This is a genomic window from Acinetobacter tibetensis (assembly GCF_023824315.1).
Lineage (GTDB): Bacteria > Pseudomonadota > Gammaproteobacteria > Pseudomonadales > Moraxellaceae > Acinetobacter > Acinetobacter tibetensis.
Window position 1 is genome coordinate 41053 of the sequence record NZ_CP098732.1, and the last position, 15340, is coordinate 56392.

General features: G+C 43.3%; 19 protein-coding genes. 5 read left to right on the forward strand and 14 right to left on the reverse strand.

Going from position 1 to position 15340, the window contains the following annotated elements:
• Nucleotides 1–6 precede the first annotated feature (6 nt).
• Nucleotides 7–810 carry a 2,5-didehydrogluconate reductase DkgB gene (gene dkgB, locus M5E07_RS00165; protein ID WP_252220866.1) on the reverse strand — a complete coding sequence of 268 codons (804 nt, stop codon included), beginning with the start codon at nucleotides 808–810 and terminating at the stop codon, nucleotides 7–9.
• 111 nt (nucleotides 811–921) lie between these two features.
• Here dkgB and M5E07_RS00170 point away from each other — a divergent pair, with 111 nt between their 5' ends.
• Nucleotides 922–1812: a LysR family transcriptional regulator gene (locus tag M5E07_RS00170; RefSeq protein ID WP_252220867.1), complete on the forward strand. Its 891-nt coding sequence runs from the start codon at nucleotides 922–924 to the stop codon at nucleotides 1810–1812.
• Here the strand turns inward: M5E07_RS00170 and M5E07_RS00175 are convergent.
• Nucleotides 1772–2173, reverse strand: coding sequence for a hypothetical protein (locus M5E07_RS00175; RefSeq protein WP_116762202.1), 402 nt, complete (start codon nucleotides 2171–2173; stop codon nucleotides 1772–1774). The genes M5E07_RS00170 and M5E07_RS00175 overlap by 41 nt on opposite strands.
• A gap of 97 nt (nucleotides 2174–2270) precedes the next feature.
• On the opposite strand from M5E07_RS00175, the gene M5E07_RS00180 reads away from it, so the two are divergent.
• Nucleotides 2271–3713 (forward strand): aminotransferase-like domain-containing protein, encoded by a 1443-nt coding sequence (locus M5E07_RS00180; protein ID WP_252220869.1) that lies wholly within the window; start codon nucleotides 2271–2273, stop codon nucleotides 3711–3713.
• Here M5E07_RS00180 and ahr read toward each other — a convergent pair.
• The 8 genes from ahr to M5E07_RS00220 form a co-directional block, all read right to left on the reverse strand.
• Nucleotides 3683–4720, reverse strand: a complete 1038-nt coding sequence (gene ahr, locus M5E07_RS00185; protein WP_116762198.1) for an NADPH-dependent aldehyde reductase Ahr — start codon at nucleotides 4718–4720, stop codon at nucleotides 3683–3685. The genes M5E07_RS00180 and ahr overlap by 31 nt on opposite strands.
• A gap of 12 nt (nucleotides 4721–4732) precedes the next feature.
• Nucleotides 4733–5308 (reverse strand): DNA-3-methyladenine glycosylase I, encoded by a 576-nt coding sequence (locus M5E07_RS00190; RefSeq protein WP_252220878.1) that lies wholly within the window; start codon nucleotides 5306–5308, stop codon nucleotides 4733–4735.
• Nucleotides 5309–5333: 25 nt separating this feature from the next.
• Nucleotides 5334–5579 (reverse strand): hypothetical protein, encoded by a 246-nt coding sequence (locus M5E07_RS00195; RefSeq protein ID WP_116762194.1) that lies wholly within the window; start codon nucleotides 5577–5579, stop codon nucleotides 5334–5336.
• 18 nt (nucleotides 5580–5597) lie between these two features.
• Nucleotides 5598–6137: a M23 family metallopeptidase gene (locus M5E07_RS00200; RefSeq protein WP_252220881.1), complete on the reverse strand. Its 540-nt coding sequence runs from the start codon at nucleotides 6135–6137 to the stop codon at nucleotides 5598–5600.
• Between the two features lie 65 nt (nucleotides 6138–6202).
• Nucleotides 6203–7231, reverse strand: coding sequence for an A/G-specific adenine glycosylase (gene mutY / locus M5E07_RS00205; protein WP_252220883.1), 1029 nt, complete (start codon nucleotides 7229–7231; stop codon nucleotides 6203–6205).
• 123 nt (nucleotides 7232–7354) lie between these two features.
• On the reverse strand, nucleotides 7355–7720 hold the full coding sequence (locus tag M5E07_RS00210; protein ID WP_116762188.1) for an HIT family protein: 366 nt from the start codon (nucleotides 7718–7720) through the stop codon (nucleotides 7355–7357).
• Between the two features lie 75 nt (nucleotides 7721–7795).
• Entirely contained in the window at nucleotides 7796–8536 is a 741-nt protein-coding gene (locus M5E07_RS00215; protein WP_252220885.1) for a dienelactone hydrolase family protein, read from the reverse strand.
• Between the two features lie 293 nt (nucleotides 8537–8829).
• On the reverse strand, nucleotides 8830–8988 hold the full coding sequence (locus M5E07_RS00220) for a DUF1328 domain-containing protein (RefSeq protein ID WP_004776391.1): 159 nt from the start codon (nucleotides 8986–8988) through the stop codon (nucleotides 8830–8832).
• 188 nt (nucleotides 8989–9176) lie between these two features.
• On the opposite strand from M5E07_RS00220, the gene M5E07_RS00225 reads away from it, so the two are divergent.
• The 3 genes from M5E07_RS00225 to M5E07_RS00235 all read left to right on the forward strand — a co-directional run bounded on the left by M5E07_RS00225 (nucleotide 9177) and on the right by M5E07_RS00235 (nucleotide 11975).
• The gene (locus M5E07_RS00225) at nucleotides 9177–9629 is read left to right on the forward strand and encodes a YcgN family cysteine cluster protein (RefSeq protein ID WP_252220887.1); all 453 of its coding nucleotides are present in this window, start codon (nucleotides 9177–9179) and stop codon (nucleotides 9627–9629) included.
• A gap of 80 nt (nucleotides 9630–9709) precedes the next feature.
• Nucleotides 9710–10618: an alpha/beta hydrolase gene (locus M5E07_RS00230; protein ID WP_434087801.1), complete on the forward strand. Its 909-nt coding sequence runs from the start codon at nucleotides 9710–9712 to the stop codon at nucleotides 10616–10618.
• Nucleotides 10619–10700: 82 nt separating this feature from the next.
• On the forward strand, nucleotides 10701–11975 hold the full coding sequence (locus tag M5E07_RS00235) for a replication-associated recombination protein A (protein ID WP_252220896.1): 1275 nt from the start codon (nucleotides 10701–10703) through the stop codon (nucleotides 11973–11975).
• Nucleotides 11976–12199: 224 nt separating this feature from the next.
• On the opposite strand, the gene M5E07_RS00240 is transcribed toward M5E07_RS00235, so the two are convergent.
• The 4 genes from M5E07_RS00240 to M5E07_RS00255 form a co-directional block, all read right to left on the reverse strand.
• Nucleotides 12200–12976 (reverse strand): ABC transporter ATP-binding protein, encoded by a 777-nt coding sequence (locus M5E07_RS00240; protein ID WP_016168904.1) that lies wholly within the window; start codon nucleotides 12974–12976, stop codon nucleotides 12200–12202.
• Nucleotides 12977–12987: 11 nt separating this feature from the next.
• A complete protein-coding gene (locus tag M5E07_RS00245; RefSeq protein WP_252220898.1) occupies nucleotides 12988–13701 on the reverse strand; it encodes an ABC transporter permease in 714 nt (237 codons plus the stop codon).
• The gene (locus tag M5E07_RS00250) at nucleotides 13698–14387 is read right to left on the reverse strand and encodes an ABC transporter permease (RefSeq protein WP_016168902.1); all 690 of its coding nucleotides are present in this window, start codon (nucleotides 14385–14387) and stop codon (nucleotides 13698–13700) included. Before M5E07_RS00250 ends, M5E07_RS00245 begins: the two co-directional genes overlap by 4 nt.
• A 92-nt stretch (nucleotides 14388–14479) precedes the next feature.
• On the reverse strand, nucleotides 14480–15265 hold the full coding sequence (locus M5E07_RS00255) for an ABC transporter substrate-binding protein (protein WP_116762176.1): 786 nt from the start codon (nucleotides 15263–15265) through the stop codon (nucleotides 14480–14482).
• Nucleotides 15266–15340: the final 75 nt, after the last annotated feature.

The following is a 15340-nucleotide window of genomic DNA, read 5'->3' on the forward strand; positions in this document are numbered from 1 at the left end:
ATTGCCCTAGTCCCACTCGGGAGCGAGTTGTTCAGGATTTACCTCACGTGAGTTTCGGTCGAGTTCAGCAATTGCTTGCATCTGTTCAGCAGTGAGCTGTAAATCTTGTGCTTTTAAATTTGCCAACAAATGCGCCCGTTGTGTAGAAGATGGAATGACGGCATAACCTTGTTGGAGCGCCCATGCCAATGCCACTTGTGCGGGACTGGCATTGATTTGCTGTGCAATCGTCTGCAAGACAGGATCTTGCAGCACTTTGCCATAGGCCAAAGTCATGTAAGAAGTCACATCAATCTGTTGCTGTTGCAGATAACTGACCAAGGGACGATTTTGTAAATAAGGACTCAGTTCAATTTGATTGGTGGCAATATGCTCGAGTCCAATACTGTTAATTGCCTGTTGGGTTAGGGCAATATTAAAATTTGAGATACCGATATGTTCGGTCAGTCCTAATTGCTTGGCATGCAGCAAGGCTTGCATGACTTCCTCAATTTGAACGCCCAGTTGTGGGGCAGGCCAATGAATTAAAGTCAAATTCACAGCATCCGCGCCTAATTTCTGTAGGCTCTGTTTTAAGCTCAGAATCAATTGTTCTGGAGCGTAATTTTCAGTCCAGATTTTGGTGGTCAAAAATAATTCATGTTGTGGTACACCACTGTTGGCAATCGCTTGACCAATTTCAGCTTCATTGCCATAAATTTGTGCCGTATCAATGGCACGATAGCCGACCTCAAGTGCAGTCTGAACAGCATCAATTACTGTTGCACCCGTCAAGCGAAAGGTCCCCATTCCTATTTTTGGAACAATCATGTTTTTCTCAACCGAACTTTTTTAAAGATGGAGCTATTTTGCTGAAATAACTGTTGTGGAAAAATCTAGGAATTTGCAAAATATTGTTGACCAATAATCAATAAAATGACGATGAAATCGACCATTGAAGAATTAAATGCTTTTGTCCAGATTGTCGAAAGTGGCTCGATTGTGAAAGCTGCGGAGCAATTAGGACAAACCACATCGGGTGTTAGTCGTGCCTTGCAGCGCTTGGAAAGCAAACTTAATGTGACCCTGCTGGAACGGACTACGCGTAAGTTGAAACTGACGCAAGAAGGGCAGTTGTTTCTGGAAAAAACGCGTAAGATTTTGAATGATTTAACGGAAGCCGAAGATGCGCTATTAAAATCTGATCATGATATTTCAGGTCTCATTCGGGTCGATTCTGCGACGCCTTTTGTACTGCATGTGATCGTGCCACTGATTCAAGAGTTCATGCAGCAATATCCGAAGATTGAAATTGAATTAAATAATCACGATCAGATTATTGATTTACTGGAACATAAAACCGATGTGGCGATTCGTTTTGGCGAGTTAAATGATTCCAGCTTACATGCCAAACTGTTGTGCCGTAGCCGCCTGTATATTGTGGCCAGTCCTGATTATTTAGCCCAACATGGCGCGCCCAACCAGCCTGAGCAGTTGTTGCAGCACCCCTTGATTGGTTTTACCCAACCCACCCATTTAAATACTTGGCCCTTAATGTTGCAGGGACAACATCTGAATATTCATCCAAAAATCAAGGCATCGAATGGGGAAACCGTACGTCAGTTGGTGCTTAACGGTGTTGGGATTACCTGCTTGTCGCGTTTTTTGGTTCAAGATGATCTCCATGCAGGACGTTTGGTGGCCCTGTTTGAAGATCAGATTGAACTGCAATATCAAAAAATCCATGCAGTGTATTATCAACAAGAACATTTACCGAAACGGGTTCGCTTGTTCATTGAGTTTTTGGCGCAGAAACTTGCAATTTATCTGTAGTTTTAGGCAAGTGAAGCTGTACAGTGAGCAAGGCTTGTCGTGGCGCTTGGTTCTGATCATGTTGAGCAATCGCAAAATGCTGTGCGTCGTTCCAACAGACAAAGCGTAACTCTTTTCGTTGTGTTTCACCGATTAAGGTGGTACGGGTTGAACCAGATTGATAGCTAAACAGGCGCTGCGGGATGACGCTATCCACGACATCACTTTTCTGGTTCAATTCAAAGTTTTGTTGTCCAGACGCTTTTAAAAAGCCTTCGATTAAAGACTGACAAATAAAATCATGTTGCTGTTGCCAAACTGATGTGCTCGGTTGGCAGGCGACAAGAAACAGGGTGAGTACGATAAGGCTAAGACGATACATCTTGATTTTCCCCAAATAAAAATGAACTGTACGCCTAGCATAGGCAGGGTGTATTCTTGGTTACAGATACAAAATATATTAAAAAATGAGTACAGTGATGGGCATTCAATATCGTGATTTGGCACACCAGTTGGCACAGAAAATTTATGCGGGAGAATTGGGAGCAGGGCAGCGCTTGAGTTCGTTGCGTCAGTTTGCCCAGTCGCAACAGGTCAGTCTCAATACAGCCAAAAGTTGTTATGAACTATTAGAGGCACAAGGCTTAATTACGGCAAAACCTCAAGCAGGCTACTTTGTGCAACCACAAGCTTTGGCGGTGGCCGTGCCACAGCATGTCGATTTTGCGGTGACGGCGCGAGACGTTTCTAATCTAGAACTACAAATAGAAATTCAAGAGGCCTCCATTCATGACCAAATGATTCACTTGGGTTCTATTCAACTTTCACCAAATTTAGTACCTATAGAGGCACTCCGCCGTTCTATTCAACGTGCGCTGAAACACAGTAAACCTGAAGATTTTTTGTATAGTGATAAACAGGGACATCGACGTTTAAGAGAGGCTTTGTCGGCACATTGGGCGGAAGATGGCATTTACATGGCACCCGAAGATATTTATATCAGCAATGGTTGCATGCCTGCTTTGTCGGTGGTGATTCAAACTATCACCCAAGAAGGCGATAGTATTATTGTACCGACACCCAACTTTAACGGGCAGTTGCAATTGTTGGCGAGTCTGAATCGTAAAATTGTGGAAGTTCCAGCGCATGCCAATGGCTTTGACCTGAATCGATTTGAACAGGCGATGCGTGATTCGGGGGCGAAAGCCTGCTTACTCACAGCCAATTTTCAGAACCCTCTGGGTTTTTGTTTAAGCCCTGCAGAAAAGGAAAAAATTGCTCAGTTGGCAGCTCAATATCAGTGCTATGTGATCGAGGATGATATTTATGCCGAATGTAGTTTTGATTTAAAACGTCCATTGCCGATTCAATACTGGGATCGACAGGGTTATGTCATTTACTGTGGCTCGGTTTCCAAATCCTTATCTACTGCTTATCGGGTGGGATGGTTTTGCATGCCGTCACGTTTAAACCATTTACGTGCGCAACTTCTGACTCGACATGTTGCGGTGAATACTCCCTTACAATTGGGCTTGGCTGATCTGATTTATAGCCGTGCCTATCGAGAGCATTTAAACCGTTTAAAACCTTGTTTAATGCAGCAGGTCGAGCAATATCGGCAATTTTTAATACAGGCTTTTTCAGGTATAGACATTCGCTTGAATCAACCCAAAGGAGGCTATGCTTTGTGGTTACAGTTGCCTGAAGTCATTCATAGTTTGGATATGTATCATTATGCCCAACAGCAAGGCATTAGCATTGTGCCTGGTATCGTTTTTGGAGAAGAGCAGCGTTATAAAAATTGCATCCGCCTGAATGCAGGTCATGAATTATCCGCCGAGATTCGCCAAGCAATTGAATGCTTGGCGGCTTGGACTCGGCGACAATTGGCTTATGTTGTGCTTGATTCGAAGTCGGCTTGAAGCACAATGCGATAACGGGCTTGGCCTGAGTGCAAACGCTCTATCGCCTGATTCAGTTGTGACATTGGGAACAATTCAATTTGTGGCGCAATGTTTTTACGCGCAGCGAACTTAAGCAGTTGACGTAATGCAGCAGGTGAACCTGTGGGTGAGCCTGTAATCGACTTTGCTCCACCAATCAGGCTACCCGCATTAAACTTGATCGGCTCTAAGGGTAGTCCTAACAGATGTATGGTGCCATTGGGTGCCAGTGTACTGATATACGCAGGCCAATTCAGCGTGACATTAACCGTACTGAGCAACAGATCAAATTTGCCTCGTTGGGTTTTCAGTGCATCTACATCGCGGCTATTTACCACATGGTCTGCACCCATCGCTTTAAGTTCATCGGTCTTGTCCAGACTTGAAGTAAAAGCGGTTATTTCACAGCCCCACGCTTTGAGTAACTTAATCGCGATATGCCCCAAGCCACCAATACCAATCACACCGACATGATGGGTGGCTTGAATATTATGCTTAAGTAAAGGGTCAAATACGGTAATCCCTCCACAGAGCAGAGGACCTGCACTTTCTGGATCTAAGTCTTCTGGTAGCGGAATGACCCATTGCCATGCCGCTCGGACTTTATCGGCAAAGCCACCAGCATGACCCACAATGGTCGCAGTGCTGCCACTGCTACATAATACAGGCTGTCCAGCTACACATGGATCACAGTATTGACAGCTTTCCGCAGTCCAACCCAACCCTACACGTTGACCTATCTGTAGTCCTTTGGCTTCAGAACCCATTCTTAAAATAGTGCCAATGACTTCATGCCCTGCGATTACAGGGTAAACGGAATTCCCCCATTCGTTGCCAATCACTGAAACATCAGAATGACAGAGTCCACAATATTCCACTTTAATTTCAACTTGATGGGCTTGAAGTTCGCCTGCATCAAATTGAAAGGGGACCAGTGCTTCGCCTGCGTGTAGGGCGGCATAGCCATTGATCAGATTATTACTCATGACGTCATCCTCTTATTTATGGGGGCTATTTTTTGTATTTTTGGCAGGGCAATGGTCTTCGTGATCATCGACCATACCCACGGCTTGCATAAAGGCATAACAGGTGGTTGGCCCCACAAACTTGAAGCCCTTTTTCTTTAAGGCTTTGGACATTTGTTGGCTAATCTCAGTTTGTGCAGGTGCTGTTTTATAGTTGGGCACAGCATTCAGAATAGGGGTGTGGCTGACAAAACTCCACAACCAATCCACGACATTTTCTTGTTGTTTCAGACTTTGCCAAGCCCGGGCATTCTCTCGAATGGCATGTAGTTTGCCAATGTGTCGAATGAGTCCAGCATCTTGTAATTTGGCTTCAAGCTCGGCATCGCTCAGCGCAGCAATCTGTTGAATCGGATGCTGAAAAAAATGCTGGCGATAACTTTCCCGTTTTTTCAGTACGGTAATCCAAGAGAGACCTGCTTGCTGTCCTTCGAGACAAAGCATTTCAAACAAATGTTGTTCGTCATGCACAGGTTGCCCCCATTCATGATCATGGTAGGCAATGTAGAGAGGATCCTCGGTACACCAGCCACAGCGTTGTTTAGTCATTGTTCCTCTCTATGTTGTTGTCGATTTATAAAGTGAAGTCTACCCATTGGTCTGTTTTGTTGTTCCAATAGAATAAGGTGGCATGTTGTAAGTCGTTAAACGAAATCCAGAAATCTTTGCCTGATTTGTCTGCAAAACCTGTACTAATCAACAGGGCATCTTCGGTAATTTCCATGACCCAGCCCTGATAGCTTTGTCCTGCAACCACAATTTTTTGTTGATTGCCTGATTCTGCAAATTCAACCAGACGATTCATCAACACTTCAGACATGTGTATTTCCTAAAAAAATTAACGTAAATATGGAAAAGGATTGACTGCACCGCGGCCTTTGCCTTCTAAATAAATGCCATAATGCAAATGGGGTGCAGTATGCCGAGCATTTCCGGTGTTGCCTACATAGCCAATCAGATCACCTTTTTTGACATAATCTCCAACGGCCAGTCCACGTTTGTGCTCATTTAAGTGTGCATAATAATGCCAAGAGCCACTGGGCCCCAACACCCAAATTACTTTACCACCCAAATTGTTATCGCGTAAGTCAGCAATTAATCCATCGGTAGTGCTATACACTTTGGTTCCACGTGGAGCCATAATGTCGATACCTTCATGTCGACGTCCCTGACTGCGTGAAGCGCCCCATGTATCGCTCAATTGTTTGGTTTTAATATTTTGTACAGGAATCGGTAAGTTCGATTTAAGCGGCGTGCGTTGTAGGTCTTGAACAGTGGAGGGCGGCAGCCCAGAGCCTGTTTTCTTGGGTGTCGACGTACAGGCAGTGAGTACCAAAAAACTGATTGTTAAACTGCTAATCGCAAACTGACGAAGCACAATTTTTCCTTTTGATTATTGTGATTTTCAAGAAGCTAAACTTTCAGTTTCAGACTATGTCATATCTATAAGGCAGAGATCAATTTTTTCATGGCTGTAGGCAGCCCCATTTGTGTAGCTTTTTGTGGCGTGTACCATGTGCCTGAGAGTTCAATTGCAATATGCTCTTTTTGTTCTGGTTCCACGTGGAAACAAATCGCCTCAAGTAACCAGGTAAAATGAGTAAAACTATGTGAGATTTGCGCACTATTGCTGTTTGGTTTTAGACCTAACATTTGTGTGGTTCGAGTCAATTCAGTACCATCGTCATAGATGGGGAGACTCCATAATCCGCCCCACAACCCAGAATTGGGGCGCTGTAACCATAGCCATTGATCTTGGCATTGCAATACCATGACTTGTGCCGATTTCACAGGAACCGCTTTCTTGGGCTTTTTATACGGTAGTTCAGTTTCTAAGCCTTGTTGATGAGCTTTGCAATGTTGCTGCATTGGGCAATACAGACATAGCGGTTTTTTGGGGGTACAGATGGTTGCCCCTAAGTCCATAATGGCTTGGGTATAGTCATGATTCCGTTGTTCTGGGCAGAGTTGTTCCGCCAGTTGCCACAGGGCACGTTCATGGATTGGTTTGCTGAGATCATTTTCAATGGCAAAGAAACGGGCGAGTACGCGTTTTACGTTGCCATCCATAATCACGCCATATTGTCGTAATCCCAAGGACATTAATGCACCCGCCGTAGAGCGTCCGATGCCTGGCAGTGCCATCCATTCTTCTAAGCTGGTAGGGAAATGACCTTGTTGTGCCACAATTGCTGCGGCCTTATGCAGATTACGCGCACGCGCATAGTAGCCTAAACCTGCCCAGTAAGGAGCAACATCATCCCAAGATGCTTGACCTAAATCTTCAACAGTGGGGAAGCGTTGCACAAAACGTGCAAAATATTGGAGTACGGTTTTGACTTGTGTCTGTTGCAGCATAATCTCAGAAACCCATACTTGGTAAGGATTATCTACCACTTGCCAAGGCAGGTCATGTCGACCATGCAGATCGAACCAAGCTAATAGTGCATCTGAGAAAGAAAACGAAGACATGTGAACTCTATACAATTTCAAGCGACTTAGTATAGCGGAGCCGTACTGATTTTTGCTGAGTCCCGACAGGAAATTTAGGCATAAAAAAATGATGCGATCGCATCATTTTTTTATGGTGGCAGATTAAGCTTCGCTTAACATTCCCCAACGCGCATCGAGTTTTAGCGGTTGGTCATCGTAACGAGGGATAATGTGGATGTGCAAATGTTCAGATGCTTCACCAAACACGGAGCCATCGTTAAAGCCGACGTGAAAACCGGTAGGTTGATGACGAAGCTGTAGTTCATTGCGAGCCAGTTCTAAAAGTGACATTAAACTTTTACGTTCTTTGTCAGTGACATCAAAGAAAGAGCTGACATGGCGTAGAGGGATAATGACGCAATGTCCTTTAGAGAGTGCATTTGGCTCAGGTAGAATCACACCAAACTCATTTTTATCAATGATATCAAACTCATCAAAATTGCAGTATGGGCAGTTGTTCTCAGTCATTATCTTGTCCTCTTAATAAAGTATTCAAATTCAAAAATGATGTTGGATAAAGCCAACATCCGCGTTTCTATTTTTTTATTCAGCCAAACGACGTTGTAGTAGTTCATACATGGCTTCAAGCCCTTGTCGTTCCGCCTCAGCATTATAGCCTAAGTCTACACCATTGGCTTTGGCTCTTTCATCTGCTTGTGGGTTACTAAAACCATGTTTTGCATCTTCAAAGACAATGACGTCATGTGGGACTTGAGCCGCATACATTTCTTCACGGAAATGCGCAACATCATCTAAGCTGACCATGCTATCGAGTTCACCGTGTAAGACCAAAATTTCAGCTTTGACTTGACCTGCTTGGGCAGGCGCTTGTGCTGACAGGTTGGCGTGGAAGGTCACGACAGCTTTCAGTTCAGCACCCGAACGTGCTAAATCCAAAATAACTTTACCTCCATAACAGAAGCCAATGGCAGCCAGTTTATCTGCATTTACCTCAGTTTGTGCAGCCAAAGTCGCTAAACCTGCTGACGCACGAGTCACAATGGTGTCTGGCGCTTGGAAGGTTTGCATCATCCATTCGTTGGCTTGCGCCGCAGATGTAGTCACATTTTTATCGCCATACATATCAATGGCAAAGGCTGCATAACCGTGTTCGGCCAGTTCGCGTGCACGTTGTTCTGTGTATTCATTGCGTCCCCACCATTCAGGTGCAACCAAAACACCTGCAACCGGTTTAGCCGTGCTTGGTGCAGCAAAATATCCAATTAAGCGCGTACCATCTGCGGCAGTATATTCGATTTCACGAGTTTGAATATTGGTGGTCATCCCTTAGTCCTTAGTATTATTGAGTACGAGAATTGAATGATTAAAGCATAAAATAATCCATGATTTTGAAAAAATAATGTCATGGCGCGGAAGAAGTGTAAAAAAACATCTGTCTATTTTTCTTAATTGGATTAAGTTATTGAAATTAAAATAAACTAATAAAATTTTTCATTGGATGAAAATAAAAAAATATGAGTAAAACGTGGAATTTTTATGCTTAAATTATCCGTTTAAGCATAAAAAAAGAAGGAAAAATCCTTCTTTTTTTATGAAGTACATTTAATGACCGTATTCTAAACTTTCCCTCTAGAGATGAAGCCAACGATAGCTAAAATGACGGCAACGACCAATAAGATCACCGCAAAGTCTTTGGATAGCCCTGCAACACCACCAAAGCCGAGTAAGCTTGCAATTAATGCAATCACTGCAAAAATAATCGCCCAACGGAACATAAGTTTTCTCCATGTTGTTGTTGTCTTGCACTCAGTATAGGTTCGGGTGAACCTTTAGAATGTTGATCTTTTGTCTAAAAAATGTTCGCATATTTGAGTAAGTCTATGATTTAACGTAAAAGAGATTGCTGCATTGTTGCAGGAATTTATTGATATAATAATGATGTTATTTTTAGTTTTTGCCCACCATGTCTAGTGAATTACGCCCGCAGTTCTGGAAAAAATATCCGCTTGAAGCTCTGACTACTCAAGAGTGGGAGGCTTTATGCGATGGTTGTGGCTTATGCTGCCTGGTGAAATTAGAGGATGAAGATACGCAAGAAGTTGCGTATACCAAAGTCGCGTGCAAACTACTGGATTGTACAACTGCACGTTGTAGCAACTATCCTGAACGCTTAGATTATGTCCCAGATTGTATTCAATTGACGCCAGAGAAATTAAGACAGATTCATTGGTTGCCTGCGAGTTGTGCATATCGGCGTTTAAATGAAGGAAAAAGTTTACCTTCATGGCATTATTTAAATACAGATTCGCGGCAGAGTGTCATTCAAGCCAGAAAATCGGCAGCAGGTCGTTGTATCTCTGAGACCGAAGTCGATGAAGAACAGATTGATGAATATATTGTGCGTTGGGTACGTTAACCCACAGATAAAACAAGATGTTTAATTGATAATGATTCTTAATACAGATATTATTTGATCTCTTTGTGGGTTGTAGAGGTCTGGTCGTGTTTCATTTCTCATACAAGTCTGCACTGTTGCTGGTATGTGGCTTTAGCTTACTGATCCATGCAGAAGTGCAGGCAAAACCGAATTTAGCCCCGTTAAAAGCCAATATTGCAGAACAGGGCTCTGCCTACTATCAGTTTCAGGTGAACTATTTCCAATCTGCCGATCAGCAGCGTCGTTATAAAGTCTGGTTAGGTCTTCCGCGCCAACAAACAGCAAGAGTCTCTCCTGCATTATTCATGCTCGACGGTAATTCGGCGATGTCTTATTTGTCTGAAGATGTATTGCAGCATTTGGCAAGGCGTGAAGCGCCAGTTTTGGTTGCAATTGGCTATGACACCAACTTGCCTTTTGATACAGCAGCACGTGCTTTCGATTATACCCCAACAGATGAAACTGGAAAAATTACAGCAGATCCCCGTCGACCTGAGCGCTTAAGTGGGGGCAGTGCAGAATTCCGTGAAGTCTTATTCAGCCAAATTCAACCTTGGGTGGCTGGACAGATTAAATTAGATCCTCAACGGCAAGCTTTATGGGGACATTCTTATGGCGGGCTATTTGTATTAGATAGTTTGATGCACGCTCAATACTTCAGCCATTATTTTGCTGCAAGTCCGTCTTTGTCGTGGGCGGATGGCCGTATTCTGAAAAATATGCAAAGGAAGACAGTGTCGCATGATCAGACCCAAGCTTTATGGATTATGGAAGGGGATTTAGCACAACATCATCCTGCGACAAAAAGCCCAAATTTTAATCCGAGAACTGTGCAAGAGAATCGAGATGTGATTGCACATTTTCAACAACAAGGGGTACAAAGCAAACTGTTGCTTTATCCAAATTTAAGTCATGGACAAATGTTTGCAGCGTCATTGTTGGATATTTTAAATTACCATCTATTCTAATGGCATCTTCAGCATTCAGCTATTCAGTCTGCTTGGCATTCCAGTGTAGACTAGAACCACCTTCATTGGCTGAAATAACCATATGTCAGACACCCAGATTCCGCTTCCAGAACGTCTTCGTCCTCGTGATTTGTCTGAAATTATTGGGCAAGATCACTTATTGGGAGAGCAAGCACCATTACGTCAAATGATTGATCAGGGGCACTTGCCGTCGATTATTTTCTGGGGACCGCCGGGTGTTGGTAAAACCACGATTGCCTTGTTGTTGGCACAAGCGGTTGATCGTCCCTTTGTCAGTCTGTCGGCATTAAATACGGGTGTGAAAGAATTACGGGAAATCATTGCAGAAAGTGGTGATTTACTCACCCCTGTGGTGTTTATTGACGAAATTCACCGTTTCAACAAATCACAGCAAGATGCTTTATTGAATGCGGTGGAAAAGGGCAAGATTACGCTGATTGGTGCGACCACAGAAAACCCCTCCTTTGAAGTCAACAGCGCCTTATTGTCACGCTGTCAGGTTTATACCTTAAATGTGCTCAGTAATGAGGCTATTCAGGAACTGATTCAACGTGCGATACAACAAGATCATTTTTTAAAACAACGTTATATTCAAATTGAAGAATTTGATGCCTTATTGCAGTTTGCCGCAGGTGATGCACGCAAGGCACTGAATTTACTCGACCTAATTGCCAGTACCTTTGAAGCAGACGTTGAAAATGTCATCAACAATGCCATTGTCGTGCGTGTTGCACAGCAAAATATTGCGCGGTATGACAAATCGGGTGAACAGCATTATGACTTGGTTTCGGCCTTTATTAAGTCGATTCGCGGTAGTGATCCAGACGCGGCTTTATATTGGATGGCACGGATGCTGAAAGGGGGAGAAGACCCCGTATTTATTGCGCGTCGCATGCTGATTGCCTCTTCGGAAGATATCGGCAACTCCAATCCGAATGCCTTGCTTTTGGCTGGAGAATGTTTCCGTTCGGTGCAAGCGGTCGGTATGCCTGAAGCACGGATTATTTTAGGACAATGTGCCGTGTATTTGGCAACCAGTGCCAAAAGCAACAGTACTTATCTGGCAATCAATAAAGCCCTCGATTTGGCAGAAAAAACGGCGAATTTGCCAGTGCCATTACATTTACGCAATGCACCGACCAAACTGATGAAACAGCAAGGCTATGGGGTGGACTATTTATATCCGCATAACTACCCTGAACATTTTGTAATGCAAGACTATTTGCCTCCAGAATTGAAAGGCACCAAGTTGTACGAATCTGCGCGTAATAAACGTGAAGTGGAAGGCGAGCGTTTACAACAACGCCGTTGGATGCAAGAACAACAGCAGCAATAAGGCTGTAGTCCAAATAAAAAAAGCCCGACATCCTGTCGGGCTTTTTTCGTATGCGCTGCTTAGGTATAACTCCTGTCGTACCTCACATCCTAGTGGTGTCACTTATCATTATTGTTTTATGTTTTGGAACATCCTGTTCTCTATGTCTCCATCATATGAAAAATATTCAACCTGATCTAGAAGACATCTTCCTGAATCTTTGTAAGCTGTAACCTACAAAGCATTTATTTAAAATTGCCTTCAAGGAACTGTTTCAGTCGTTCACTTTTGGGATTGATCAAGACTTCTTTAGGGTCACCTTGTTCTTCAATTTTACCTTGATGCAAGAAAATCACATGGTTGGAGACATGGCGAGCAAAGCCCATTTCATGGGTCACCACAATCATGGTTCGCCCTTCTTCTGCCAGACTTTGCATGACCTTCAATACTTCACCCACCAGTTCAGGGTCTAAAGCACTGGTCGGCTCATCAAACAACATGACTTCAGGTTCCATCGCCAATGCACGTGCAATGGCCACCCGTTGCTGTTGTCCACCCGATAAGAAAGATGGATATTTACCTTCTACACTTTCAGCCAGTCCCACTTTTCTTAAATATTTGCGCGCACGTTCTTCAGCTTCGGCACGTTTTAAACCCAAGACATGAATCGGCCCTTCCACGATGTTTTCCAGTACAGTCATATGTGACCATAAATTAAAATGCTGAAACACCATCATCAGTTGGGTGCGCATTTTTTGTAACTGTTTTGGACTGGTCGCTTTCAAATTGCCTGATTTGTCCAGTACGGTATTGAGTTGCTCGCCATTCAGTTGAATGGAACCCTGACTGGGTTGCTCTAAGAAGTTGATGCAGCGTAGGAATGTACTTTTTCCTGAACCCGAAGAACCAATAATACTAATGACATCGCCTGCGTTAGCATTTAGAGATACACCTTTTAGGACTTCATTGTCCCCGAAGGTTTTATGTAAATCACGAATCACCAGTTTTGCTGAGTTTTCCATCTATGTTTCTCCTAATGATTCGATGGTTTTAAAAATGCCAACCAGCGTTGTTCCAATTTACGAAAAATCCAAATCAAGATAAATGCCAAACATGCATATAAGATTGCCGCAATGCCAAAAGCATCAAACGTGGCATAGGTTGCCGCATTCACATCTCGTGCAATTTTCAAAATATCAGGCACGGTCGCGGTAAAGGCAATGGTGGTGGCATGCAGCATTAAAATGACTTCATTACCATAAAATGGCAATGCACGGCGTAACATGGATGGAATGATAATACGGGTATAACGTTTCCACGGAGACATGCCGAAGGCTTTGGCGGCTTCAATTTCGCCATACGGAATAGAGCGAATCGCACCTGCAAAAATTTCCGTGGTATAGGCTGCGGTATTCAGCGCAAAAGCCAAAATGGTGCAGTTGAGCCCTTCGCGAAAGAATTCATCCAGACGCTCATGGGCATGAATATAATCGAGGCTATAAATACCTGTGTAAATAATGAGCAGTTGCACATAGAGTGGCGTGCCACGAAATATATAGGTATAGAACCAAACAGGCAGGCGTAAAAATGGATTTTCTGATACGCGGGCAATGGATAGCGGGACTGCTAGTACAAAGCCAATCGCAATTGAGAGCACCAAAAGCCATGCAGTCATGGCCACGCCTGTCATTTGAAAACCATCGGTCCAAAGGTATGACTGCCAATATTGTTGAAGAATTTCAATCATAGTTGTCCCTTTTTCACACCAACCGAGTAACGACGTTCTAACCACATCAAAATTAAATTCGAAATGGTGGTGATCGCCAGATAAATCACTGCGGCAATGACACTGAAGTAAAACACCTGCATGGTGCTACGACCTGCATCTTGAGTAATTTTGACAATATCGGTTAAACCAATGAGTGAGACCAGTGCGGTAGCTTTAATCAGAACTTGCCAGTTATTGCCAATACCCGGTAAGGCAAAACGCATCATTTGCGGAAACAAAACGCGGCGAAAGACTTGAAATGAAGTCATGCCATAGGCATAAGCGGCTTCAATTTGTCCCTTGGGTACTGCTTGAAATGCACCACGAAACGTTTCGGTGAAATACGCACCATAAATAAATGCCAAGGTAATTACGCCTGCAACAAACGGATTAATATCAATTTGTTCCATTTGCAACGATTCGGTAATCGAGTTTAGCCCCAGTTGCAAGCTATAAAATAGCAGCAGCATGATGACCAGATCGGGAACGCTTCGAATAAGGGTGGTGTAGGCAGTCGCAATATAGCGGACAAATTTAAGACTAGAGAGTTTAGAACTTGCACCAATCAATCCAATCATGATGGATAGTAATAGCGATAACAATGCAAGCTGTATGGTCATCCAAGTGCCTTCAAGCAACACGGGACCATAACCAGACAAAAACATACTCATCTACTCCGAACAGAAACTATAAATAGAATATTGATGAAATTCAGTTGTGTATAAAAAATGTCGGTTTAAAACCGACATTTTTGTCATCAATAAATACTGAAGGAGAAGTATTTTTTCTCGAGTTTTTTGTATGTTCCATCGGCAATAATGGCGGCTAAAGCTTTATCAATGTCCTTTTTCAAATCAACATCTTCTTTACGTAAGCCAATTGCTGCACCTACGCCAAGGGTTTTAGCATCTACCACGTTGCCACCTGCAAAGCCGAATGCTTTACCTTTTGGTGATTTAAGGAAGCCACCATCAACCATAATGGCATCTTGTAATGTTGCATCTAGACGACCTGACACCATGTCTTGGTAAAGGACGTCTTGGTTTGGATAAGGCACGACATTGACACCTTTAGGTGCCCAATAGGCTTTTGCATAACTCTCTTGAATGGTGCCTTGTTGTACACCCACACGCTTCCCTTTTAGAGATGCAGGGGTTGGCAATAATGGAGAACCTTTCTTCGCAACCATGCGGGTTGGAGTGTTGTAAATTTTATTACTGAAAGCAATCTGTTTTGAGCGATCCGCAGTGACCGTCATTGAAGATAAAATGCCATCGAACTTCTTCGCTTTGAGTGCAGGAATCATCCCGTCAAAAGAATTTTCTACCCAAACACATTTGGCTTTCAATTTGGCACAAATGGCATTGCCTAGGTCGATGTCAAAACCCACCAATTTGTTGTCAGGGGTTTTATATTCAAAAGGGGCGTAAGCAGATTCCGTACCGAAACGAATGACTTTCCATTCTTTGGCTTGCACTGTGCTGCCAAGCGCTGTCAGCATTAACGTTGTTGAAAGTAATACTTTCTTTTGCCAGCTTTTCATCGTAAATATTAGCATCCGTAAAAATCAAATTTCAAAAAATAAGACGAAGACAAATTTACTCCACCTTTTGCTTTG